Below are 24059 nucleotides of genomic sequence, written 5' to 3'. Positions count from 1 at the left end.
GGCGCTCCTATACCCGCTCGCTCAGCCAGATGGCGAGACGGCAGCCGGTGCGGATGGCGGTGGACAACACCGGATAGGCCGGGGTCTGCTCGGCGCCGCGTTCCAGACCGATATCACGGTGCTCGATCTCCTCGTCGCGGAATTTGAGGATGGTCTGCTTCAGTTCCGGCTCATCCTCGCCCAGGGCTTCGGCCTGGGCGGCGTAATGGGCGTCGATGGTTTCCTCCACCGCCACGGTGCAGGCCATGGCCGCCTTCTCGCCCAGCAGCGCCGTGGCGGCGCCCAGGGCGAACCCGGCCACATGCCAGATGGGCGAGAGAATGGTGGGACGCACGCCCCGTTGGCCGATCAGCCGGTCGAAGGTGGCCAGATGCTCCTTCTCCTGCTCGGCCATGTGGCGGATCACCGGCGCCGCCGCACCCTTGCCCAGCACCGCCATCTGGCCCTGATAGATGCGCACCGCCCCCAATCCGCCCGCCTGGTCCACCCGCAGGATACGCTCGATCATCTGCTGGCGGGTGAGGTCGCCGGGGATGGGCTTGCGCATGGATCACGTCTCCTGTTTACGGCGCAAAAGCGCCAGTACCGCCAGCCCGAGGCCGAGCGAGAACGGCACGTTCAGCAGCGCCATGGTGATGCCGTGATACTCCCAGGCCGGGGTGTCGCACTGGGCCTCGGCGGGCTTGCTCATCTCGGCCATCAGATCGGCCACCGAGACCGGCCCGCCACCGCCGCCGGAACAGGCGGCCGAGGCCCACCAGTGCTGCTCTACCCCCACATGGTAGAAGGCGATCAGGCCGTTGACCGCCAGCACCAGACCGGCCAGACGCAGCAACAGCGGCGCCTTCCCCGGACGGGCCAGGGCGGCGGCGGCCAGCAGGGCCGCCAGCACGAAGGGCACCCGCTGGATCAGGCACAGATTGCAGGGCCGCAGGCCAAAGCCGTACTGGGCCGTCAGGGCGAAGGCCAGGGAGAGAACGCAGATGGCCAGCACGGCCGGTGCGATGGTTTGGGTCGATATTTTCATTGCACTGCACTATATCCTGGGACGACAGACTTGACCACCGACCGCTTGCAGGCATAGCCGTGTTTCGCCTTCGTCTCGTCCTTGCCAGTTTGGCCCTGATATTCGCCACCACGGCCGCCGTCGCCTTTTCCGACGGGCCGTCGCCCCAGACCCTGGCCTTCGACATCCGCCGCCATGACGAAACCATCGGACGCCATGTCATGGTGATCAGCCAGCGGCCCGGCAGGGTGGAGGTCACCACCGATGTGGATGTCAAGGTGAGTATCTTCGGCCTGACCGCCTATCGCTTCACCCAGCGCGGCAGCGAAATCTGGGAGCACGATCGGCTGAAACGGCTGTCCATGGTGGCCGATGATGACGGTACCAAGCATGTGATCGAGGCCGAAGCGACGGCCGGAGGACTGCGCATCACCGCCGACGGCAAGACCATCCAGCATGCCGCCATTCCCCCCGCCACATTGTGGCACCCGCTGCCCGCCACCACCACCCAGGTGCTGGACCCGGCCGATGGCACCATCAACACCGTCACGGTTCGCGATCTGGGGCTGGAGAGCGTCAGCGTGCGCGGCCAGCCGGTCCAGGCCCGGCACTGGCGCTGGGTGGGCGAATACGGGCGCGATGTCTGGTATGACGCCGGAGGCCGTCTGGTCCAGGTCTATATCCGGGGTGACGACGGCTCCGACATCTTCTACGTCCTGAAATAGGTCACAGGATCGACTGGCCGGTCTTGGCCCAGTCGGACATGAAGGCCTCCAAGCCCTTGTCGGTCAGCGGATGCTTGTACATCTGGCGCAGCACCGAGGGCGGCATGGTGGCCACATGGGCGCCCAGGCGCGCCGCCTCGGTCACATGCATGGGATGACGGATGGAGGCGGCCAGCACCTCGGTGCGCCACATGGGATATTCCCGATAAATGGCGACGATGTCGGCGATCAGCTCCATCCCGTCCTGGCCGATATCGTCAAGACGCCCGACGAAGGGGGAGATGAAGGCGGCCCCGGCCTTGGCCGCCAGGATGGCCTGGTTGGCAGAGAAACACAGGGTGACGTTGACCTTGACGCCGTCATCGGACAGGGCCTTGCAGGTCTTCAGCCCGGCCGGGGTCAGCGGCACCTTCACCGCCACGTTGGAGCGAAGCTTGGCCAGCTTGCGGCCCTCGGCCAGCATGGTGTCGAAATCGGTGGCGGCCACCTCGGCGGAGATGGGGCCGGGAACGATGTCGCAAATCTCGGCGATCACGTCGAGGATCTTGCGCCCGCTCTTGGCGATCAGGCTGGGATTGGTGGTGACGCCGTCCACCAGGCCGGTCTCGGCCAATTCGCGGATGTCGGCGACTTCGGCGGTATCGATGAAGAACTTCATGGCGGGCCTCTCACTGCAATGCGGGCCATAGACTAGCGCGCCCCCGGGCCGGGTCAATCGCCAATGCCTGTCGCGGGACCGCCCAGCCTGGGCTATTATGGAGGCTGGAGGTGCCCCATGGCTTCGGCCGCGGAACAGTTGAAGGAAATCCTGTGCCTGATGCCCCTCTCACCCCCTCGCCCGCTTGCGGGAGAGGGGGGAGGCCCACAGGGCCGGAGGGTGAGGGCTCATGTCGACCATCCAGGCCCTCACCCGGCTCGCTTCCGCTCGCCACCCTCTCCCGCTAGCGGGCGAGGGTTTGATCACGAATTCCACATCCTCTCCCTGCTCGACCCGTGACTCCTCCTCCCCCCGCCATCGTCGTCGCCGGTCCCACCGCCTCGGGCAAGTCGGGGCTCGCGCTGCGTCTCGCCCGCGAGTTCGACGGCGTGGTGATCAATGCCGATTCCATGCAGGTCTATGCCGGGCTGCCCATCCTGACCGCCCAGCCGCCCGCCGCTGACCACGCCGTCGTGCCGCACCGCCTCTATGGCGTCCTGCCCCCGTCCGAGGCCTGTTCGGCGGCACGCTGGCGCGATCTGGCGGCGGAAGAAATGAACGTCGCCTGGGAAGCGGGAAAGCTGCCCATCGTGGTGGGCGGCACCGGCCTCTATCTGCGCAGCCTGATGCAAGGCCTGTCACCCATCCCCGACATTCCCGACGAGGTCAGGGACGCCACCCGCGCCCGCATGGCTGAGGTGGGTGCCCCCGCCTTCCACGCCGAACTGGCGGCCCGCGATCCGGTCATGGCGGAACGGCTGCGGCCCAGCGACAGCCAGCGGCTGGTCCGCGCCGCCGAAGTCCTGGCAGCCACCGGCCGTTCCCTGGCCCAGTGGCAGGCCGAGCCCCTGAGTGGTGGCGTCACCGCCCGCTGGTTCACCATCGCTTTGTTGCCCGAGCGCGAGCCTCTATATGCGGCTTGCGATCGCCGATTCCGCGCCATGGTGGCGCAAGGTGCCCTGGACGAGGCCCGCGCCATGGCCGATCTTGGACTCGATCCGGCATTGCCCGCCATGAAGGCGCTGGGCCTGCGCGAGCTGATGGCCCATCTGGCGGGCGAGATGGAGCTGGACGCCGCCATCGCCGCCGCCTGCCAAGCCACCCGGAACTACGCCAAGCGACAAGTCACATGGTTCCGCCATCAGTTGATGGCGTCCGAGACCGTGTCTGAGCAACTTTCGGAAAGTTTAATAGCCACAATCTTTCTGAAAATTCGCCAAACGCACTTGACCCCCCGGTGACATGCGGATAGTTTGTGCCCCTCGCGCCGCAGTGCAGCAGCGCGGGACCTCCCCTTTGCCCGCGTGGCGCGGGCCTATTGATAACGGATTAAGGTGCAAACATGGCGCATCACGATACGCTGAACGGAGCGGAAATCCTCTTGAAGGCCCTGGTCGACCAGGGTGTCGAGGTCATTTTCGGATATCCCGGCGGCGCCGTATTGCCCATCTATGACGAGCTGTTCAAGCAGAACCGGCTGCGCCATGTGCTGGTGCGCCACGAACAGGCCGCCGTCCATGCCGCCGAAGGCTATGCCCGGTCCACCGGCAAGGTCGGCTGTGTCCTGGTGACCTCGGGTCCCGGCGCCACCAACGCGGTGACCGGCCTGGCCGATGCCCAGTGCGACTCGGTGCCGCTGGTCTGTCTGACCGGCCAGGTGCCCACCCATCTGATCGGCAACGACGCCTTCCAGGAAGCCGATATCACCGGCATCACCCGGCCGTGCACCAAGCACAATTACCTGGTCAAGAACGTCAACGATCTGGCGCGGACGGTGCACGAGGCCTTCCACGTCGCTCGGTCGGGCCGTCCCGGCCCGGTTCTGATCGACCTGCCCAAGGACGTGATCCAGAGCAAGGGCGAATACCAGCCGCCGTCCAAGGTCAAGTCCAAGTACAAGCCCCAGGTCAAGGGCGACATCAAGGCCATCGAGAAGGCCATCGAGATGATCGCCCATGCCAAGCGCCCCATTTTCTACGTGGGCGGCGGCGTCATCAATTCCGGCCCGGCCGCCTGTCAGCTGCTGACCCAGTTCGTGCGCATGACCGGCTATCCCTGCACCCTGACCCTGATGGGCCTGGGCGCCTTCCCGGGCTCGGACCCGCTGTTCCTGGGCATGCTGGGCATGCACGGCACGGTCGAAGCCAACATGGCCATGCATGATTGCGATCTGATGATCAATATCGGCGCCCGCTTCGACGACCGCGTCACCGGCAAGCTGGATGGCTTCTCGCCCGATTCCAAGAAGATCCACGTCGATATCGATCCCAGCTCCATCAACAAGAACGTGGTGGTCGACCTGGCCGTGGTGGGCGACTGTGCCCATGTGCTGGAAGACATGATCAAGGTCTGGAAGGCCAAGCAGTGCCGCGTCAACGAATCGGCGCTGAAGGCCTGGTGGAAGCAGATCGACGCATGGCGCGGCCTGAAATGCCTGGAATTCGAGAACTCCAACAAGCTGATCAAGCCGCAATACGCCATCCAGCGCGTCTACGAGCTGACCCGCCACCGCAATCCCTATATCTGCACCGAAGTGGGGCAGCATCAGATGTGGGCGGCGCAGTATCTGAAGTTCGACCTGCCCCATCACTGGCTGACCTCGGGCGGCTTGGGCACCATGGGCTATGGCCTGCCCTCGGCCATGGGCGTGCAGATGGCCCATCCCGAGGCCCTGGTGATCGACATCGCGGGCGAGGCCTCGATCCAGATGAACATCCAGGAGATGGCCACCCTGGTGCAGCATCGCCTGCCGGTGAAGATCGTCATCCTCAACAACCAGTATCTGGGCATGGTGCGCCAGTGGCAGGAGCTGATCCACGGCGGCCGCTACGCCGAAAGCCACATGGACCACCACCCCGACTTCGTCAAGCTGGCCGAGGCCTTCGGCGCCGTAGGCCTGCGCGCCGAACAGCCCGGTCAGGTGGACGACGTGATCAAGGAAATGATGGCGGTGGACCGGCCCGTGATCGTCGAGATGCGCACCGACGCCTCGGAAAACGTCTTCCCCATGATCATGCCCGGCATGGCCCATAACGAGATGGTGCTAGGTCCGGAGGACAAGTCCCGCGACAATCCGGGCTCCGAAGAAGACGGCATGGTTCTGGTGTAGGAAGGGGGATAAAACTGTGATCAAGAACGAAGAAATCCAGCGCCACACCATCGCCGTCCTGGTCGACAACGAATCCGGCGTGCTGGCCCGGGTCATCGGCCTGTTCTCGGGCCGCGGCTACAACATCGAAAGCCTGACCGTGGCCGAGGTGGACGCCACCGAGAAGCTGTCGCGCATCACCATCGTGACCAGCGGCACCAAGATGATCATCGAGCAGATCAAGAACCAGCTGCGCCGCCTGGTGCCGGTCTACAAGGTGCACGACCTGACCACCGAAGGCCCGCATGTGTCGCGCGAACTGGCGCTGGTCAAAGTCACCGCCACCGGCGACAAGCGGGTGGAAAGCTTGCGCATCGCCGATATCTTCCGGGCCCGCGCCATCGATTCCACCAATGAAAGCTTCGTGTTCGAGGTGGTGGGCGCCACCGAGAAGGTGGATGCCTTCATCAGCCTGATGGCGCCGCTGGGCTTGGCCGATGTGTCGCGAACCGGCGTCGTCGCCATTGCGCGCGGACCGAATCCGATTTAGAAAGCCCGCCAGATTTTGCGCGGAGCCGTCTCCGCCAGCCGAAAGGAACCTCCCATGCGCGTTTATTACGACCGTGACGCCGACGTCAATCTGATCAAGAGCAAGAAGGTGGTGGTGGTGGGCTATGGCTCGCAGGGCCACGCCCATGCCCTGAACCTGCGCGATTCCGGCATCAAGGACGTGGCCGTGGCGCTGCGCGCCGGTTCGGCGACCGCCAAGAAGGCCGAGGCCGAGGGCCTGAAGGTCATGACCCCCGCCGAAGCCGCCAAGTGGGGCGACGTGGTGATGATCCTCACCCCCGACGAGTTGCAGGCCGAGCTGTACTACACCGATCTGGCCCCCAACCTGAAGCAGGGCGCCGCCCTGGTCTTCGCCCACGGCCTGAACATCCATTTCAAGCTGATCGAGGCCCGCGCCGATCTCGACGTGTTCATGATCGCCCCCAAGGGTCCCGGCCACACCGTGCGCGGCGAATACCTCAAGGGCGGCGGCGTCCCCTGCCTGGTGGCGGTGGCGCAGAACGCCTCGGGCAACGCCCTGGAAATCGCCCTGTCCTATGCCTCGGCCATCGGCGGCGGCCGCTCCGGCATCATCGAGACCAGCTTCCGCGAGGAATGCGAGACCGACCTGTTCGGCGAGCAGGTCGTCCTGTGCGGCGGCCTGACCAAGCTGATCCAGTACGGCTTCGAGACCCTGGTCGAGGCGGGCTACGCCCCCGAGATGGCCTATTTCGAGTGCCTGCACGAAGTGAAGCTGATCGTGGACCTGATCTACGAGGGCGGTATCGCCAATATGCGCTATTCCATCTCCAACACGGCGGAATACGGTGACTACGTCACCGGCCCGCGCATCATCACCGCCGAAACCAAGGCCGAGATGAAGCGGGTCCTGGACGACATCCAGGCCGGCCGTTTCGTGCGTGACTGGATGCTGGAATGCAAGGCGGGCCAGCCCTCCTTCAAGGCCACCCGTCGCATCCAGGCCGAGCACGGCATCGAGGTCGTCGGCGAGAAGCTGCGCGCCATGATGCCCTGGATCGCCAAGAACAAGCTGGTGGACAAGGCCAAGAACTAAGCCTTACCTCCATGCCGACGACGAAGCCCCGGCGGGACACCGCCGGGGGCTTTTTCATGCCCGTCTCCCCCTCCCCCGGCAGGGCCGGGGGAGGGGGAGGAGTATCTCTTGTTTGTACCTCTCTTACTTCCGGAAGCGGCCGAACAGGGTCCGGGTGAAATCGGCCAGGGCATCGGGGGGGCTGTCGGGGCCGAGGCCAGCCGCCCGGGTGCGGGCCACCAGGGCCAGGATCAGGGCCGCCTCGCCCTTGCGGCCGAAAAGCCGTTCATAAACTTCCAGCGGCAGCATCAGCGCCGCCGAGGCCAGCACCGCCGCCATCTGCTCCGCCGACAGGCCGAAATCCACCACCAGGCGGCGGACCGTCGCGGCGCCGGTTCGCGACACCGCGCGGGACGCCAGCACCAGTTCCTCGCGGCTGGGCAGGCCCAGGGCGGCCTTGATCTCCGGGCGCACCAGGATGGTGGCCATGGTCTCCATGCGCAACGAGCGGCCATCGGGGCCGAGAACCTCGCTGAGGCGGGCGCGGCTGGGTCCGAACAGAGGCGCGCTGGGCAGGGCGGCGGCGCCGATGACCGGCGGCAGCGGCATTGTGACTGGCTCTTCCGCGACCGGTGTGGCCAGGGACGCGGGCGGTTCGGGCTGGGTTTCTGGCAGAAGGGCAGGCACCCGGCCCTCGGTGCCACCATCCAGCCAGGCCGCTAGTTGATCGGCGTCGCGGAAGTCCAGGATGCGCGATCCCAGCTCGCGGACCTCGGGCGGGGTCATGCGGGCGTATTGCGGGATGATGGGCACCTGCCAGTCATGCAGCAGATAGCGGCGGATGGCGTCGTAAAGCTGATCCGCCGGAGATTTGGCCGTGGCCGGTGGGCGGCTGCGGATCTCGTCGCTCCGCCCCATCAGCCAGCCCAGCAGGCCGCCGACACCGGGTTCGGGCCGCTCGGCCAGCCGCGCGGTGGTGCCGCCCCAGAAGGCCAGCCGCTCCTGACGGCGGCGGAAATGCCGCTTGGCCGCCGAACGGACGATCATGGCGATCACCTGATTGACGCTACGGCCACAGGCCAGCGGCGTGTTGTCGTTCTCCACCGGACGGTCGCGCCGGTCCACCAGCATCGAGCGAAAGCGCGGGCGCTCGGCCCGGAACGACTGGAAGCAGCGATGCAGCAGGACATGATCATTGAGGACCGCTTCCAGGGCGCCACCCTGGGGCAGCCGCGCCAGATCGGGAATCCGCTCCGCCAGGATGGTCATGACCGGCCCTTCCAGCGTCCCGTTGATCCGGCGGCGGATGCGCTCGTCGATGTCGGCGGATTGGGTAAGGGTCAAAGCGGTACTCATTTTCATCTCCATGGTCCGGCCTTCGTCCCGTGGCCTTCCCGTGAGGCTGGACGGAGACGAGGGAACCCCGTTTTCCATGGTCACATGATAATGCTTCTATTTTTCAAATTCTGTGAAGATGACCACATAATTATGCTTCACAATATCCTACCATCGCCATCAAGCCTCACTCTGATAGGTGAAAGCTAAGGCAAGTCTTCGACATGAAAAGGAGAGTATGATGAGGTCCCGTATTGCCGCACTGACTGTCGCGGCCTTGGCCTTGACAGTCTCCGGCTGCTCCAACATGAAGGAATGGGAGCAGAGAGCCCTGTCCGGCGGAGCCATCGGCGCCGCCGGCGGTGCCGGTATCGCCGCCATCGCGGGCGGGCCGGTGGTCGGCGCCGCCTTGCTCGGCGGCGCGGCGGGGGCGGCCATCGGTGGCCTGACCAGCCCCGATCAGGTCAACCTGCGCAAGTAGGCGCGGGCGGACTCGTCCAGGAACGGCCCCGGCGGATGGTCCGCTGGGGCCGCTTCCGTTGGGGAACACGAAATATGGTCACATTGCCGATGTTTCACACACGATCCTGTTGACATGTGGGGTAGACTCATACTTCCCTGTGCCTCAACGTGAAACACCCTCCTCCCGCCCGCTTCAAGAGCCCCTGAATGGACACCAACCGCGTCATCATCTTCGACACCACGCTCCGCGACGGCGAGCAATCGCCCGGCGCTTCCATGAATCTGGAGGAGAAGGTCAGGATCGCCCTGGTCCTGGAGGAGATGGGCGTCGACGTCATCGAGGCGGGCTTCCCCATCGCCTCCAATGGCGATTTCGAAGCGGTGGAGGCCGTGGCCAAGGCGGTCCGCAAATCCACCATCTGCGGCTTGGCCCGCGCCACCAAGGGCGATATCGACCGTTGCGCCGAGGCGATCCGGCCCGCCGCCTCGGGCCGTATCCATACCTTCTTGTCCACCAGCCCGCTGCACATGAAGTACAAGTTGCAGATGGAGCCGGAAAAGGTGCTGGAGAAGGTCAAGGACTCGGTGGCCTATGCCCGCTCGCTGACCGACGACGTGGAATGGTCGGCAGAGGACGGTTCGCGGACCGAGCACGACTTCCTGTGCCGCTGCGTCGAGGCCGCCATCCATGCCGGGGCGCGCACCATCAACATCCCCGACACCGTCGGCTACGCCATCCCCGAGGAATACGGCGCCCTGATCGCCATGCTGTTCAACCGGGTGCCCAATATCGACAAGGCCATCATCTCGGTCCATTGCCATAACGACCTGGGGTTGGCCGTGGCCAATTCCCTGGCCGCCGTGGGCAAGGGCGCGCGGCAGATCGAATGCACCATCAACGGCCTCGGCGAGCGCGCCGGCAACGCCGCCATGGAAGAGATCGTCATGGCGCTGCGCACGCGGCCCGACCTGATGCCCTTCAAGACCGGCATCAAGACCGAGGCCATCACCCGGGCCTCGCGGCTGGTCTCCACCATCACCGGCTTCGTGGTCCAGCCCAACAAGGCCATCGTCGGCAAGAACGCCTTCGCCCATGAATCCGGCATCCATCAGGACGGCGTGCTGAAGCATGCCCAAACCTACGAGATCATGACCCCGGAATCCGTGGGACTGAACCGCTCCAATCTGGTGATGGGCAAGCATTCCGGCCGCGCCGCCTTCAAGGCCAAGCTGAAAGAGCTGGGCTACGAGTTGGGCGACAACGCGGTGGAGGACGCCTTCACCCGCTTCAAGGATCTGGCCGACCGCAAGAAGGACGTGTTCGACGAGGACATCGTCGCCCTGGTGGACGACGCCGTGGTGCGCGGCAATGACCGGGTCAAGCTGGTGTCGCTGGAGGTGCTGTGCGGCACCAAGCACCAGCCGCCGTCGGCCGTTCTGGAACTGTCGGTGGACGGCGTGGTGAAAGAGGTGCGCGCCACCGGCGACGGGCCCGTGGACGCCACCTTCAACGCCATCAAGGCGCTATTCCCCCATGAGGCGCGGCTGCAGCTCTATCAGGTCAGCGCCGTGACGCAGGGAACCGATGCCCAGGCGGAAGTGACCGTGCGCCTCGAGGAAAACGGCAAGAGCGTCAACGGCCAGGGCGCCGAGACCGACACTCTGGTGGCCTCGGCGCGGGCCTATGTCAACGCGCTGAACAAACTTTTGGTGAAACGGCAAAAAACCGCCCCCGACGCCCTCACGGCGTGATATAGCACCAAGCTTGGGGGAAATTCTGATTTGATAACCGCGACCCCGCTCCGGCCGAGCTGGCGGCGTCGTACTTGCAGACGATTTCGGATGTTGAGCGAGGGATAATGTTTTCGAAGCTGACGGGTTGGATGTCCGCGGACATGGCGATTGATCTGGGTACCGCCAATACGCTGGTCTACGTCAAGGGCCGAGGCATCGTGCTGAACGAACCGTCCGTGGTGGCCATCGCCGAGGAAAAGGGCAAGAAGAAGGTCCTGGCCGTGGGCGACGAAGCCAAGATGATGCTGGGCCGCACCCCCGGCTACATCCAGGCGATCCGGCCGCTTCGCGACGGTGTCATCGCCGACTTCGAAGTGGCGGAAGAGATGATCAAGCATTTCATCCGCAAGGTGCATAACCGCCGCAGCTTCGCCAGCCCCCTGGTCATCGTCTGCGTGCCGTCGGGCTCCACCGCCGTCGAGCGCCGCGCCATCCAGGAATCGGCGGAAAGCGCCGGCGCGCGCCGCGTCTTCCTGATCGAGGAACCCATGGCCGCCGCCATCGGCGCCGGGCTGCCAGTGACCGAACCCACCGGATCCATGGTGGTGGATATCGGCGGCGGCACCACCGAGGTGGCCGTGCTGTCGCTGGGCGGCATCGTCTATTCCCGCTCGGTGCGCGTCGGCGGCGACAAGATGGACGAAGCCATCATCGCCTATATCCGCCGCAACCATAACCTGCTGGTGGGTGAAGGCTCGGCCGAGCGCATCAAGAAGGAAATCGGTTCCGCCTGCCCGCCCGAGGATGGCGAGGGCCGCACCATGGAGATCAAGGGTCGCGACCTGATGAACGGCGTGCCCAAGGAACTGATCATCTCCGAGCGCCAGATCGCAGAATCCCTGGCCGAACCCGTGGGTGCCATCATCGAGGCGGTCAAGGTCGCCCTGGAACACACCGCGCCGGAACTGGCCGCCGACATCGTCGACAAGGGCATCGTGCTCACCGGCGGCGGCGCCCTGCTGTCCAATCTGGACTATGTGCTGCGCCATGCCACCGGCCTGCCGGTCTCCATCGCCGACGATCCGCTGTCCTGCGTCGCGCTGGGCACCGGCCGCGCCCTGGAGGAAATGCCCAAGCTGAAGAACGTGCTGACCAGCATGTACTAACTGTAGGGTATGGGGTCGCTCGGACCCCAAACTTCACTGGCGCGCCATCACTAGATATAGTAGTGTGAATGGATGAGTCCATCCTTCGCGGCAGGGTGGACATTCCAGGACGGAGGACAGGGGTGAAGCAGTCGGGTGCGGCAGGTCGGCTCGCCACGTTCAGGCTGCTCGTCCAGCGCTTTGCCTTCCTGTCATTGATCGTCGCCTCGGTGGCGCTGATGATCCTGGGCAAGGCCGATATCATCCTGATTGAACGCACCCGCGCCCTGGTGGCCGATGCCCTGGCCCCGGTGCTTGACGCCATGTCGCGCCCCGCCGCCACCGTGGCCATGGTCACCCAGAACTTCCACGAACTGGCCAATCTGCGCACCGAGAACGCCCGCCTGCGCGAGGAAAACGCCCGCCTGATGCATTGGCAGACGGTGGCGCGGCGCCTCGAATCGGAAAACGTGGTCCTGCACGAGAGCCTCAACGTCATCCCCGATCCCGACCCCGCCTTCGTCACCGCCCGGGTGATCGGCGACATGGGATCGGCCTTCGGTCATTCCATGCTGCTGGGCGCCGGGTCCAAGGACGGCATCCGCAAGGGCCAGGCGGTTCTGTCCGGTGAGATCCTGGTGGGCCACATCGCCGAGGTCGGCCTGCGCTCGTCGCGCATGCTGCTGATCACCGACATCAATGCCCGCACCCCCATTCTGGTGGAATCCACCCGGACCCGCGCCATCTTGTCGGGTGACAATTCCGGCCGCCCCCGCCTGACCTATGTGGCGGGCAGCCCCAATATCGCGGTGGGCGACCGGATCATCACCGCGGCGTCCGGCGGCGCTTTTCCTCCAGGCCTTCCCATCGGGGTGGTTTCCTCGGTGTCCGATGGCGTCATCCGGGTGGACCCATTCGTCCAGCGTCACCACCTGGAATTCGTGTCGGTCGTTGATTTCGGCCTGGGCGGCATCATCCCGTTCGAGCGGCCGCCGCCGCCCGAACGCCGCCGTAAGTCCAAGGACAAGGAGAAAGAGGAGTGACGCCGTCCATCTGGGTGAAGATGGACACCTGGGTCCGTCACCTGGTTCCGTTTGGCGTCACCTTCATCCTGCTGCTGCTCACCGCCGTCCCCACCCATCTGCCGGGTTTTTCCGGCATTGCCCCCATGCTGCCGCTGATGGGGGTCTATTACTGGGCGATCTACCGCCCCGACCTGCTGCCCGCCTGGCTCGCCTTCATCATCGGCCTGCTTTACGACATCGTCAGCGGCACCCCGCTGGGGGTCAACGCCCTGGTCATGTTGCTGGTTCAGGGGACGGCCGCCTCGCAGCGCAAGTTCTTCCTGGGCAAGTCCTTCGCGGTGACCTGGTGGGCCTTCGGCCTGTTGACGGCGGGCGCGGTCGGCTTGGCCTGGCTGCTGGTATCGCTGTTGCTGGGCCGTACCCTCGACCCCTCGCCCGCTCTTTTCGAATATCTGATGACGCTGTGCTGCTTCCCGGTCCTGACCTGGGTCCTGTCGCGGACCCAGATGGCCTTCCTCAAGGACGTGTGAGGCGGCGCGATGTATCACGACAACGACCGTTCCAAGATGTTCTCGCGCCGGGCCCTGGTTCTGGGTGGCGGCAAGGCCCTGCTGATGGGGGCGCTGGCGGCGCGCATGTACTACCTCCAGGTCATGGAGGCGAACAAATACGCCATGCTGGCCGAGGACAACCGGGTCAGCACCCGCCTGCTGGCGCCGCCGCGCGGACTGATCCTGGACCGCAACGGCATCGCCATGGCGGTCAACCAGCACAATTACCGTGCCATGGTGGTGGCCGAACGCACGCCGTCGCTGGACTACACCCTGGATGCCCTGTCGCGCATCATCACCATCGGTGACGGTGAACGTGCCCGCGTCCACAAGGAGGCGCGCCGTCGGCGCAGTTTCGTTCCCATCAGCGTGCGCGAGAACCTGACCTGGGAAGAAGTGGCGCGGGTCGAGGTCAATGCCGCCGACCTGCCCGGCGTCATCATCGATGTGGGCCAAAGCCGTCACTACCCTCTGGAAAGCCTTGGCGCCCACATTCTGGGCTATGTCTCGGCCGTGTCCGAGAACGAGCTGACCGACGACCCCTTGGAGGAGTTGCCCGGCTTCCGCATCGGCAAGGGTGGCGTCGAGCGCATCTATGACATGGCCATGCGCGGCCGCCATGGCACCAGTTCGGTGGAGGTCAACGCCGTCGGCCGTGTCATCCGCGAATTGGAGCGCAAGGAGGGCGAGCCCGGCGTCGACCTCAACCTCACCCTGGATGTCAAGCTGCAGGAATACGCCGCCCAGCGCCTGGGTGACGAGAGCGCCGCCGTGGTGGTGATGGACATCCATACCGGCGACGTCATCGTCATGGCCTCCACCCCCAGCTTCGACCCCAACGCCTTCAATCGCGGCCTGACCTCGGAGGAATGGAAGGACCTGTCCACCAATCCCCGCTCGCCCCTGAGCAACAAGGCCATCGCCGGACAGTTCGCCCCTGGCTCGACCTTCAAGCTGGTCACCGCCCTGGCCGCCCTGGAGTCCCGTGATATCACCCCGGAGATGCGGGTGTTCTGCTCGGGCCATACCCAGATGGGCAGCATCAAGTTCCATTGCTGGAAGAAGGAAGGTCACGGCGCCCAGGATATGATCAGCGGCATCAAGAATTCCTGCGACGTGTATTTCTATGAAGTGGCGCGGCGCACCGGCTTCGAGAAGATCGCCGAGATGGCCCGGCGCTTCGGTATGGGCGGCCCAACCGGCGTCGACCTGCCCAATGAACGCCCCGGCAACATTCCCGACAAGGCCTGGAAGAAAAAGGCGCTGAAGCAACCCTGGCATCCGGGCGAAACCCTGATCAACGCCATCGGCCAGGGCTATGTCACCACCACTCCCATCCAGTTGGCGGTGATGACGGCCCGCATCGCCAATGGCGGATTCGGCGTGGTTCCCCATGTGGCCCGCGACACCATCGTCGACAAATCGGTGAAATCGCGGACAAATCCCCAATGGCCCAATCTCAACGTGTCGCGGCAAAGCCTCGCCCTGGTCAGGAAGGGCATGTTCGCCGTGTCCAACGAACCGGGCGGCACCGCCTATAAGGCCCGCATCACCCAGGAAGGCATGTGGCTGTCGGGCAAGACCGGCTCGGCCCAGGTGCGGCGCATCACCATGCGCGAGCGCGAGACCGGTGTGAAGAAGAACGACCAGCTTCCCTGGAAAGAGCGCGACCATGCCCTGTTCGTGGCCTATGCCCCGGAAGAGAATCCGCGCTATTCCATTGCCGTGGTGGTGGAGCATGGCGGTGGCGGCTCGGCGGTGGCGGCGCCCATCGCCCGCGACATCATGATCGAGGTGCAAAAGCGCGATCTGGCCCGGGTCGCCGAAGCCAAGGACGACGCCACGGATCTGAGGAGATTTTGATGCTCCGCCCCATGCCCCGGATGCCGTCGCGCCTCAACCGCACCGAAATGTCGGTGCGCGACAAGATCTGGCAGATCAACTGGTCGCTGATCGCGGTACTGTCCGCCATCGCCTGCGTCGGCTTCGCGACCCTCTATTCCGCCGCCCAGGGCTCGCTGGACCCCTGGGCCATGAAGCAGATGGTCCGATTCGCCATCGGCATTTCCATCATGATCGGCATCGCCCTGGTGGACCTGCGCTTCTGGATGCGCAATGCCTATATCATGTATGTCATCGCCTTCATATTGCTGGTGGCGGTGGAGTTGCGCGGCACTATCGGCATGGGCGCCCAGCGCTGGATCGACCTGGGTTTCATCCAGTTGCAGCCCTCCGAGATCATGAAGATCGCGCTGATCCTGGCCCTGGCCCGCTATTTCCACGGCGCGGGCTTCCAGGAGATCGGGCGACCGCTGTTTCTGATCCCGCCGCTGATCATGGTCTTCGCTCCCGCCATCCTGGTGCTGAAGCAGCCCGATCTGGGCACCGCCATGATGTTGGTGCTGTCCTCGGGCGCCCTGTTCTTCATGGCCGGGGTGCGGGTATGGAAATTCGTGCTGGTGATCGCGGGAGGGTTGGCGGCCATCCCCTTGGCCTGGCAATTCCTACGTGAATATCAGAAGAAGCGGGTGCTGATCTTCCTGGACCCCGAGAATGACCCGCTGGGTGCGGGCTATCACATCACCCAGTCCAAGATCGCGCTGGGATCGGGCGGCATGTTCGGCAAGGGCTACATGATGGGGACCCAAAGCCGCCTCAACTTCCTGCCCGAGAAGCAGACCGACTTCATCTTCACCATGTTCGCCGAGGAATGGGGAATGATGGGCGGGCTGGTGCTGCTGGGCCTCTACGCCCTGTTGCTGGCCTTCGGCTATGCCATCGCCATGCGCTGCCGCTCGCAGTTCGGCCGTCTGGTGGCCCATGGCATCACCACCACCTTCTTCCTGTATTTCTTCATCAACACCGCCATGGTGATGGGACTGGTGCCGGTGGTGGGCGTGCCCTTGCCGCTGATCTCCTATGGCGGCACCGCCATGCTGAGCCTGCTGGCGGGCTGGGGCCTGGTGATGAGCGCCTATATCCACCGCGACGTGCCCATCTCGCGCCGGGGCATGGGAGAGGAATAGAGCGACCAGCCCTATATGTGAAACGCCCTGACGGACGGAGCGTGGATGGGCGTGGGGGCCCGGATCAAGTCCGGGGGTGACGAAAGATTCCGCCACCCCACGACAGCCCCAGACTCCTCAAGAGAACGCCGCCGCCAGTTCGTCCAGGCGTTCCTGCACCTGACGCGATGGCTCCTCGATGGCGTCCACCGCCGACACGGCCTCTTCGAAATTGCCGTTCTGGTACATGCGCGCCGCCTCGATACCCAGGTGATGGACCTTCTCGTGGGCGGCTTCCATGGCCTTGAAGGCGGGATGGTTGAGAATGGCGGGGTCTTGGACCCCGTAATACCATTTCCCCAGGCGGCAGGACTTGTGATCGGCCAGTTCATTGGGATTGAGGCTGGTCCGGCCCGCCAGCATTTCCGCCAGGCGGCGACGCCAGATCATGTGGTCGGACTTGGCCAGATGGATGACGGCGTTGCGCATCTGGACCTTGGAGACCTCGGACAACAGGTCCACCAGGGAATTGCTGGCCAGGGCCGAGGTGTCGATCATGGAGTTGATGGCATTGGTATCGCTGGCCGAGCGGGTAGCGGCCTCTTCCAGATTCTCGGCGATGACCTGCGCCGCCTGGCGCTGCTGGCCCAGATGGTCGGAGATTTCCTGCATCAGGGTGGTCACGTCGCGGATTTCCTGGCTGACCGAGCGCATCTTGCCCACCGAGTCCATGACCACGCCCTCGCCATGACGCACGGTCTCGGCCCCCTTGGTCATGCCGATCAGGATGGCGTCGGTCTCCTCGCGCAGCATGTCGATGCGCTTCCTGATGTCCTGGGTGGCGGCGGCGGTCTGGTTGGCCAGATTCTTGACCTCCGTGGCCACCACGGCGAAGCCCTTGCCCGCCGCCCCGGCCCGTGCCGCCTCGATGGTGGCGTTCATGGCCAGGATATTGGTCTGCCGCGCGATCTGTTCGATCTGTTTGACGATGGCGCCGATACTGCTGGAGGCCTCGGCCAGATGGGTCACCCGCTCGGCGGTGTCGGTGACGGTCGCGACGATGGTGCGCATGGTATCAACGACCATTTCGGTCGAGCGCGCCCCTTCGTCGGAGATGCCTTGCACCGCATGGGCATTGCTGGCCGCCAGTTCCGAGGTGCGGCTGATGGCCTGGACGGTGGCCACCAGTTCCTCGGTCGAGGCCGAGATGGTGGTCATGCGCTGGCTCATCTCGCGGATACTGCGCAAGGTGTGCAGCGCCTGGGTCACGGTGCTGTTGAGATGGATGGACATGCCCACCGACTGAACCAGCACGGCGCGTGACCGCTCCTCCAGCCGTTCGGCCAGGGTCTTCAACTTGGATGCCAGCCGTTCGTCACTGGCGGCCAGGGAACAGTACTCCCCGGCCATCAGGCGATCCACCAGCGCCTCGAACGCATCCATATCCACCGGATCAGCCACGGGAGCCCCCTTGCATACGATACCAAAGGTCAGGATAGGGAGCTTCGCATCCGCGGCAAGGAAAAACTACTCCTCCCGCGGTGGTAATTTGTGAGCAACCCCTTTATGACAGGCGATGCAGGTGCGGCCGTCCTTGGCGGCATCCTGGTGCTTCTGGCGAGCCGCCGTGGTCTGTTTCTGACCATTCATGGACTCATAGGAATGGCACGAGACGCATTCCCGCGAACCGCTGGCCGCCATGTATTTCCACACTTTTTCGGCCAGTTCCCCTCGCCGCGCCTCGTATTTCTCCGGGGTATCGAGAGTCCCCTTGAGCTCGGCGATGATGTCATTGGCGGCAAAGAGTTTGCGCTCCAGCTTCGGTCCCAATTCTTTCGGAATGTGACAATCGGCGCATTGGACATGGGCACCCGAGCGATTGAAGCCATGCACCGACTTTTGGAGTTCGCGGTGATTGGTTTGCATGGAATGGCAGGAAATGCAGAACTCGGTCCGATTGGTGTATTCGAATCCCAGCACCGCGCCAAGCATCAGAACCATGCCCGCCACCAGACCGAGGGCCAGCAGGCCGAGCTTGCGCCCGCACCTGCCCCCGTTATCGGAGCCCAGGCTCATTTGGGCAACGACTGGGTATAGGCGACCGTGTCGGACGCAATGGACGGGTCCAGGGACCGCAGCGCGGGCATGGCTTCGGCGGGAAGGCCGTTGAACGCCTTGTGCAGCATGTCCCAGGGATTGTCGGCGGCCTGGCCCAGCGGCACGCCGGTGCTGACCTTCTTGCCGTCCAGGCCATGGCAGCCGGCGCACAGCGTGTTGTAGTAGACCTCGCCCTTGGCGGCATTACCCTTGGGCTTGCCCGAGGCGGGATCGATGAACTTGGCGGTGTCCATCTGGCCCTTGGTGACGAACAGGGCCAGATCCTGGACATCCTTGTCGTTCAACTGGTCCGGGCCATAGCCGTGGGTCTTGTCGCGGAAGATGGCGGCGATGGCGGCGGGGTCCTTGCCGATGGCACCGGTGATGCCCTTGATGGGAACCAGATGGTCGGTCTTGGCGGCGGCGCCGTCCTTGCCCTTGTAGTCCCAGCCATGGCACTCCTTGCAGCGCCAGGACTGCTTGGGATACTTGCCATCGGCGGGATAGGCCGCATGCGGCTTGTCGGGCCGATCCAGCTTCTTTTCCTTGTACCAGTTGTCATAGAGGCGACCGCCCCGGGCGATGGAGGATTCGATCTCCGCCGCCCGGACCGTGTTCCCCCCGGTCAGCAGCAGCACGGCAACGGCGATGGCCAACAGACAGCGCGACAACATTCCCTCTCTCCTCCCTTTGCGAGGCCGGTACCGGGCGGGTTGCCCCCGCCTCGGCCGACACTCGTGCTTATGATCTCAGCCCCAGCTATCCTGGCAGATGCCGGCATACCAGCCGCTGGCGAAATCGGCTTCCTTCTTGCGGAACTGATAGGGCGCCCCCGACGGGCTGACCCCGCCCGAGCCCTTGATGCCGGCGATCTTGCCGTCTTGCACCGAATAGATGCCCGACACGGAAATGCCGTAGTCGGGCGCCAACAGCGAGTAACAGGTGTTGATGGCCGACATGGGAGCGGGCTTGTCGCCCATCACCATGGCGGCGATGGCGCCCGCCGCCACCTTGGCCTGGCTGTTGGCGGAATAGCCGGACTTGGGCATCTCGCCCGCCACGCAGGCATCGCCGATGACGAAGATGTCCTTGTGGATGGTGGATTCGAAGGTGTTGGGATCGACGGGACAGAAGCCGCTCTTGTCGGCCAGCCCGGACGCGAGCGCGATGGCCGCCGCCGACTGGGGCGGAATCACGTTGGCCACGGCGGGCTTGAACTTGTCGAAGTCGGTTTCCAGCACGCCCGCCTTGGCATCGACACGGATGACCTTGCCGTTCTTGGCGGCCGGAACCCATTCGATGATGTTGTCGTACATCTTTTCCCAGCCTTCCTTGAACAGCTTGTCCTTGGAGAAGGCGTCCTTGGCGTCGAGGATGATCAGCTTGGACTTGGGCTTTTGGGTCTTGAGGTAATAGGCGATCAGGCTGGCCCGCTCGTAAGGGCCGGGGGGGCAACGATAGGGATTGCCCGGAGCGCTGATGATGACGGTGCCGCCATTGGGCATGGCTTCCAACTGCTGGCGCAGCAAGGTGGTCTGCGGCCCGGCCTTCCAGGCATGGGGCATGATCATGGAGGCGGCCTCGTCATAGCCCTCCAGCGCCCCCCACTTCATGTCGACACCGGGCGACACCACCAGCTTGTCATAGCCGATGGACACGCCGCCCTTGGTCTTGACCACCTTGGTCACCGGGTCGATGGCGGTAACCATGTCGGTGACCACGGCGATGCCGTATTTGTTGGCCAGGGCGTCGAAGTTCCTCTCCAGCATGGACAGCGGATTGATGCCCGCCAGCACCGTATTGGAGAACGGACAGGTGACATGGGTCTTGGCCCCGTCGATCAGGGTGACATGGGCGTCGGGGATATAGCGCTTGACGTATTTGGCGGCCGTGGCGCCGCCGAAGCCGCCGCCCACCACCACCACGCGGGGGCCGGAGGCGCAGCCGACCAGGCCAAAGGCGGAAGCGGCACCGGCCAGGCCGACCAGGCCGGTGAAAGTCCTGCGGGAAATCTTCATCATGGCCTGGCCCTCACTTCTTGAAGGAGTCGACGATGGCGTCGAGCTGGGCTTCGGAATAGCCCTTGGTGATGCGGTCCATGATGGTGGCCTCGCGGGCGCCGCTGCGGTAGTCGCGCAGCATCTTCTTCAACTCCGCCGCCGTCTTGGTGTTGAAGGCGGGCATGGCGCCCAGGCTCTGGCCATCGGTGCCGTGGCAGCCGGAACAGGCATCGGCCATGACATTGATCGGGGCCGCCTGCGCGGCCGTGGCCGCCAGGGCCAGGCCCAGACCGACCGCACTCGTGACAACAAACCTCTTCATGCTGCTCTCCTCCCCAGGAAAATCGGGCTTGCCGTCAGGCGACGGTGATGGCCGAGGTGGCGGAATAGGTTTCCCCGTTATCGTCGTACCAGAACATCTCGATCTTGCCGCTCTCGCTCGCCACCATGAAGAACGCGATATAGGGATTGGCGGCGACGGCGGGTTGGAGGTCCATGCGGAAGACCTCGGCGCCGTTATACTTGCAGACGAACTTGTTGATGATGCGGCGCGCCAGGGTCTTGCCCGATTCGTCCTTGCGCTGGCCGGATTCCATGTCGTGGGTGATGGAGGTCTTGATCTCGATGACCTCTCCCTTCTTCGCCGTCTCCGGCACCTTGATCTTGGTGTTGGCGCTGGCCATGCTCGTGTACTCCTCGATGCCGGATTGTCAGCAGCCGCCGACCGTGACCTTCACTTCTTCCTTGGTCCGCCAGACGGAACCGTTGCTCATGACCGCCACGGCGTGGACATTCTGGGTCTTGCCCAGGCGGATGCGGGTCTGGACGTCGGCCTTGCCGCTTTTAGGCGTGAAGTGGAACGAGGCAACGCCGGGGAGCGGATTACCCTCGGCGATGATATGGATGGTCTTGACGTGATCGGCCTCGGTCATGGGGCTGTCCACCACCACCCGCAGCGGCACGGTGGCGCCGTTGTCGGCGATCTGGGGCAGCTTCAACTGGATCTTGCCCTCGGAGGCCTTGGCCGTACCGATCAGGCTCTTGATCATATCCTCGGCCTCGGCCGGGGTGGCCTGGGCGACGCCGGGCAGCAAGCCGGCGCAGGCGGCCCCCACCGCCCCCGCTCCCATGGCGGTCATGACCTGACGGCGGTTGACGCCCATCTTGGATAAGTCTGAATGGCGCATGGTCTGATTTCCCGATGAATGGCGCGTCATCCGCGCGCGAACACAGCCTTGAGGGCGGCGGACAGGCTACCCTCCTCCAGGTACTTCATCCCCACGACGCCACCGAACAGGATGGAGCCCAGGGCGATGGGCGCCGACAGCGCCAGGGTGGACATGCCGGTGATGCCCTGGCCGACGGTGCAGCCCATGGCCAATACGCCGCCGGTCCCCATCAGCGCCGCCCCCATCATGTGGCGGAGCATGTCGTCGGCGCCGGTGAAGCTTTCAAGCTGGAACGATCCCGAGGCCTTGGCCGCCAGGAACGAGCCGAGAATGACGCCCCCCACCGCCGCCACGCCGAAGTCGATGGTCGCGCCGGTAAAACTCATCAGATACTGCATGGCGCCGCCGATGGGGGCGACAAAGGTGAACGAGGTCACCGGAGCCGGATCGAACTCGTCGGCCCCCAGGATGCCCGACACCGCCCAGCCCGCCACCACCAGCAGGCCGATCACCAGCCCACCCAGCACATCGCGGGGCGAGGCGCGGAACTCGGCGTCGCGCAGGCACCACACCATCAATCCGCCGCCGATGACGCCGGTCAGCGCGGCGCGCGCCGTGGCGGGCGCCATGCCGCTCAGCTTGGCCAGGATGTCGGGCAGCCCCTGCGAGGCCAGGCCGAGGCTGGTCAGATTGAGATTCAGCAGTTCCAGCTCGACCCGGGCCAGGGCGATCAGTCCGCGCAGGGTCATATACGAGAAGAAGCCCAGCACCAGGAAGACCACCACCGATTTCAGATTGCCGCCGCCGATGCGTACCAGGGTCTTGTTGCCGCAGCCCCCGGCCATGGTCATGCCGAAGCCGAACATCAGGCCGCCGAGAATGGCCCCGGCCCAGCCCAGATTGGGGGTGAGATAGATGGACTTGCCGATGGCGACCAATCCGGACAGCGCCAGAAGCTGGGTGCCCAGCACCGCCACCGCCAGCGCCAGCATCCAGGCGCGGAAGCGCCGCCAATCGCCCATGAAGACGATGTCGGACACCGCGCCCATGGTGCAGAAATTGGTCTTCTGGGCCGTCCAGCCGAACAGCGTTCCGGCCACGAAGGCCCCGGCACCGACGATTGTGGTCACAGGCAGGTCGGACACGCCCTTCCCCCCCTCGCAGATCAGGTTACGGACACTCACGCGCAAGCGGACACCAACGGCGCCCACGTCGCGAACCATCTTCACTGCGTCTGAGAGTTGCCGCAAGCCCGTCGCGGCCCATTCCCCCTAGCGGAGAACCTCCCCCATTCGCTTACCCCCCATCCGGCGGCTCTTTCGGCCTGCTCGGATATACCGGCCCGGTTCCGGGTCCTGGTGAAAGACAAGCATATTTCAGAGTTAGTAAATTTTGCAAGTCTCATATGCAATACATCTAAAGTGCATGTTTGCGCCTTGCGTCGGCTCAATAATGGGGCGGCGGCTGATCATCCTGGGGCGAGCGCTCGCCGCCTTGGGCCAATTCGACGATCCGTTCGCGCAGACGCTTGATCTGGGCGGCCTGCAGGTCGATCTGGCGCCCCTGTTCCACCAGCATGTCGGACAGGTCCTCGGCCATGCGCTCGAAATGGGCCAGGCGGATTTCCAGGGCGATCAGGCGGTCATCGTCGGTCATGGCCCAGACAATCGGCGGTTCGGCCGACAAAGGCAAGGCCCTCCAACCCGAGACCCCGGGCAATCGTTGATTGGCCACGGCGTTCGCTAATTGTTCTTGACGTTTCGCGCAAAATCCATATAGGCTCGGACAGGGGTTAGGCATATTATCCTCAGCGGAGCCCATCATGTCCCTGTTCAGTCTCAAGCAGCCCTTCGGCGCGGATTACAGCGTCGATCCTGATGATATCGTCAATACCAAGTCGGCTCTCAACCAGCTTGGATATTACGAGCCACCGGACGATACAGGAATACAACCCTGGACGGATCAGGCCACCTTCGATGGCATCAAGAATTTCCAGCAGGACAATGAGCTGACGGTGGACGGCTTCATGCGTCCCGGCGGGCCGACCGAAACCACCATCAACAAGCACCTGGCCTCGGCGAAGACTCAGGAGGACTGGGAATACGACGGCGACGTGGACAAGGGCGGCTCGAAGGATGTGACCACCCATGGCCCCGTCAAGGTCGAGATTCACAACCCAGGGCCGGGATTGGGTGGTTTGAGGTACAAGGTCGATTGGTACGGACTGGACAAAGACGGCAAGGTTATTCCCGAGTACCGTCGCCCGGACCATGACGAGCGAATCCGTGATGAACCAGGGCATGTCTGGAAGCCACGAACCGAGAAAATCTACCACCCACCGATCGTGTCCCTTGGATTGGTGTAACAGCGCAGTCGCCGTTTGATCTCCGGCGGGCTTGGCCGGATTGATCAGGCTG

At 64.6% G+C, this 24059-nt stretch carries 26 protein-coding genes; 13 read left to right on the top strand and 13 right to left on the bottom strand.

What is annotated here, in order from left to right; genetic code table 11:
* Positions 1-7: 7 nt before the first annotated feature.
* Together A6A04_RS11740 and A6A04_RS11735 are read right to left on the bottom strand one after the other, a co-directional pair.
* Positions 8-547, bottom strand: coding sequence for a demethoxyubiquinone hydroxylase family protein (locus A6A04_RS11740; protein ID WP_068493091.1), 540 nt, complete (start codon positions 545-547; stop codon positions 8-10).
* Positions 548-550: 3 nt separating this feature from the next.
* Complete coding sequence (locus A6A04_RS11735) at positions 551-1027, bottom strand: disulfide bond formation protein B (RefSeq protein ID WP_068493089.1); 477 nt, start codon at positions 1025-1027, stop codon at positions 551-553.
* A gap of 59 nt (positions 1028-1086) precedes the next feature.
* Here A6A04_RS11735 and A6A04_RS11730 point away from each other — a divergent pair, with 59 nt between their 5' ends.
* Positions 1087-1731 (top strand): DUF6134 family protein, encoded by a 645-nt coding sequence (locus A6A04_RS11730; RefSeq protein WP_068493087.1) that lies wholly within the window; start codon positions 1087-1089, stop codon positions 1729-1731.
* Between the two features lies 1 nt (position 1732).
* Here the strand turns inward: A6A04_RS11730 and fsa are convergent, their stop codons facing one another.
* Positions 1733-2389, bottom strand: a complete 657-nt coding sequence (fsa, locus tag A6A04_RS11725; RefSeq protein WP_068493085.1) for a fructose-6-phosphate aldolase — start codon at positions 2387-2389, stop codon at positions 1733-1735.
* Positions 2390-2724: 335 nt separating this feature from the next.
* On the opposite strand from fsa, the gene miaA reads away from it, so the two are divergent.
* The 4 genes from miaA (at position 2725) to ilvC (ending at position 7140) form a co-directional block, all read left to right on the top strand.
* The gene (gene miaA / locus A6A04_RS11720) at positions 2725-3669 is read left to right on the top strand and encodes a tRNA (adenosine(37)-N6)-dimethylallyltransferase MiaA (RefSeq protein WP_068493083.1); all 945 of its coding nucleotides are present in this window, start codon (positions 2725-2727) and stop codon (positions 3667-3669) included.
* A gap of 101 nt (positions 3670-3770) precedes the next feature.
* Positions 3771-5537, top strand: a complete 1767-nt coding sequence (locus A6A04_RS11715) for an acetolactate synthase 3 large subunit (protein ID WP_068493081.1) — start codon at positions 3771-3773, stop codon at positions 5535-5537.
* A gap of 19 nt (positions 5538-5556) precedes the next feature.
* A complete protein-coding gene (ilvN, locus tag A6A04_RS11710; protein ID WP_068493122.1) occupies positions 5557-6066 on the top strand; it encodes an acetolactate synthase small subunit in 510 nt (169 codons plus the stop codon).
* Between the two features lie 54 nt (positions 6067-6120).
* The gene (gene ilvC, locus A6A04_RS11705) at positions 6121-7140 is read left to right on the top strand and encodes a ketol-acid reductoisomerase (RefSeq protein WP_068493080.1); all 1020 of its coding nucleotides are present in this window, start codon (positions 6121-6123) and stop codon (positions 7138-7140) included.
* A gap of 123 nt (positions 7141-7263) precedes the next feature.
* On the opposite strand, the gene A6A04_RS11700 is transcribed toward ilvC, so the two are convergent.
* A complete protein-coding gene (locus A6A04_RS11700) occupies positions 7264-8475 on the bottom strand; it encodes a hypothetical protein (RefSeq protein WP_068493078.1) in 1212 nt (403 codons plus the stop codon).
* 220 nt (positions 8476-8695) lie between these two features.
* Between A6A04_RS11700 and A6A04_RS11695 the strand changes: the two genes are divergently transcribed.
* The 7 genes from A6A04_RS11695 (at position 8696) to rodA (ending at position 16397) form a co-directional block, all read left to right on the top strand.
* Complete coding sequence (locus A6A04_RS11695; RefSeq protein ID WP_068493076.1) at positions 8696-8935, top strand: hypothetical protein; 240 nt, start codon at positions 8696-8698, stop codon at positions 8933-8935.
* A 188-nt stretch (positions 8936-9123) separates the two neighbouring features.
* Positions 9124-10668: a 2-isopropylmalate synthase gene (locus A6A04_RS11690; RefSeq protein ID WP_068493074.1), complete on the top strand. Its 1545-nt coding sequence runs from the start codon at positions 9124-9126 to the stop codon at positions 10666-10668.
* Positions 10669-10775: 107 nt separating this feature from the next.
* The gene (locus tag A6A04_RS11685; protein WP_008618978.1) at positions 10776-11816 is read left to right on the top strand and encodes a rod shape-determining protein; all 1041 of its coding nucleotides are present in this window, start codon (positions 10776-10778) and stop codon (positions 11814-11816) included.
* Positions 11817-11938: 122 nt separating this feature from the next.
* On the top strand, positions 11939-12838 hold the full coding sequence (gene mreC / locus A6A04_RS11680; RefSeq protein ID WP_068493072.1) for a rod shape-determining protein MreC: 900 nt from the start codon (positions 11939-11941) through the stop codon (positions 12836-12838).
* The gene (gene mreD, locus A6A04_RS11675) at positions 12835-13350 is read left to right on the top strand and encodes a rod shape-determining protein MreD (RefSeq protein WP_068493069.1); all 516 of its coding nucleotides are present in this window, start codon (positions 12835-12837) and stop codon (positions 13348-13350) included. Before mreC ends, mreD begins: the two co-directional genes overlap by 4 nt.
* Positions 13351-13359: 9 nt before the next feature.
* Complete coding sequence (mrdA, locus tag A6A04_RS11670; RefSeq protein ID WP_068493068.1) at positions 13360-15234, top strand: penicillin-binding protein 2; 1875 nt, start codon at positions 13360-13362, stop codon at positions 15232-15234.
* Positions 15234-16397 carry a rod shape-determining protein RodA gene (rodA, locus tag A6A04_RS11665; RefSeq protein WP_068493065.1) on the top strand — a complete coding sequence of 388 codons (1164 nt, stop codon included), beginning with the start codon at positions 15234-15236 and terminating at the stop codon, positions 16395-16397. The genes mrdA and rodA overlap by 1 nt, the downstream gene beginning before the upstream one ends.
* 117 nt (positions 16398-16514) lie before the next feature.
* Here rodA and A6A04_RS11660 read toward each other — a convergent pair whose 3' ends face one another.
* The 9 genes from A6A04_RS11660 to A6A04_RS11620 form a co-directional block, all read right to left on the bottom strand.
* Positions 16515-17837, bottom strand: coding sequence for a methyl-accepting chemotaxis protein (locus tag A6A04_RS11660; RefSeq protein ID WP_245651178.1), 1323 nt, complete (start codon positions 17835-17837; stop codon positions 16515-16517).
* A gap of 66 nt (positions 17838-17903) precedes the next feature.
* Complete coding sequence (locus A6A04_RS11655; RefSeq protein ID WP_068493063.1) at positions 17904-18452, bottom strand: NapC/NirT family cytochrome c; 549 nt, start codon at positions 18450-18452, stop codon at positions 17904-17906.
* Entirely contained in the window at positions 18449-19147 is a 699-nt protein-coding gene (locus A6A04_RS11650; RefSeq protein WP_068493062.1) for a c-type cytochrome, read from the bottom strand. Before A6A04_RS11650 ends, A6A04_RS11655 begins: the two co-directional genes overlap by 4 nt.
* Positions 19148-19222: 75 nt before the next feature.
* On the bottom strand, positions 19223-20494 hold the full coding sequence (locus A6A04_RS11645; protein WP_068493060.1) for an NAD(P)/FAD-dependent oxidoreductase: 1272 nt from the start codon (positions 20492-20494) through the stop codon (positions 19223-19225).
* A gap of 10 nt (positions 20495-20504) precedes the next feature.
* Positions 20505-20795: a c-type cytochrome gene (locus A6A04_RS11640; RefSeq protein WP_068493058.1), complete on the bottom strand. Its 291-nt coding sequence runs from the start codon at positions 20793-20795 to the stop codon at positions 20505-20507.
* A gap of 34 nt (positions 20796-20829) precedes the next feature.
* Positions 20830-21156, bottom strand: coding sequence for a thiosulfate oxidation carrier complex protein SoxZ (gene soxZ, locus A6A04_RS11635; protein ID WP_068493056.1), 327 nt, complete (start codon positions 21154-21156; stop codon positions 20830-20832).
* A 27-nt stretch (positions 21157-21183) separates the two neighbouring features.
* Positions 21184-21660: a thiosulfate oxidation carrier protein SoxY gene (gene soxY, locus A6A04_RS11630; RefSeq protein ID WP_245651177.1), complete on the bottom strand. Its 477-nt coding sequence runs from the start codon at positions 21658-21660 to the stop codon at positions 21184-21186.
* A gap of 26 nt (positions 21661-21686) precedes the next feature.
* A complete protein-coding gene (locus A6A04_RS11625; protein WP_068493116.1) occupies positions 21687-22787 on the bottom strand; it encodes a YeeE/YedE family protein in 1101 nt (366 codons plus the stop codon).
* A gap of 301 nt (positions 22788-23088) precedes the next feature.
* Entirely contained in the window at positions 23089-23298 is a 210-nt protein-coding gene (locus tag A6A04_RS11620) for a SlyX family protein (protein WP_068493114.1), read from the bottom strand.
* Between the two features lie 166 nt (positions 23299-23464).
* Between A6A04_RS11620 and A6A04_RS11615 the strand changes: the two genes are divergently transcribed.
* Positions 23465-24007: a peptidoglycan-binding domain-containing protein gene (locus A6A04_RS11615; RefSeq protein ID WP_068493054.1), complete on the top strand. Its 543-nt coding sequence runs from the start codon at positions 23465-23467 to the stop codon at positions 24005-24007.
* The last annotated feature ends 52 nt before the right edge of the window (positions 24008-24059 follow it).

Source organism: Paramagnetospirillum marisnigri (assembly GCF_001650715.1).
In the GTDB taxonomy this organism is placed as follows: domain Bacteria; phylum Pseudomonadota; class Alphaproteobacteria; order Rhodospirillales; family Magnetospirillaceae; genus Phaeospirillum; species Phaeospirillum marisnigri.
Note: the sequence above shows the minus strand (reverse complement) of the source record. Positions and strands in the feature narration are given on the sequence as shown.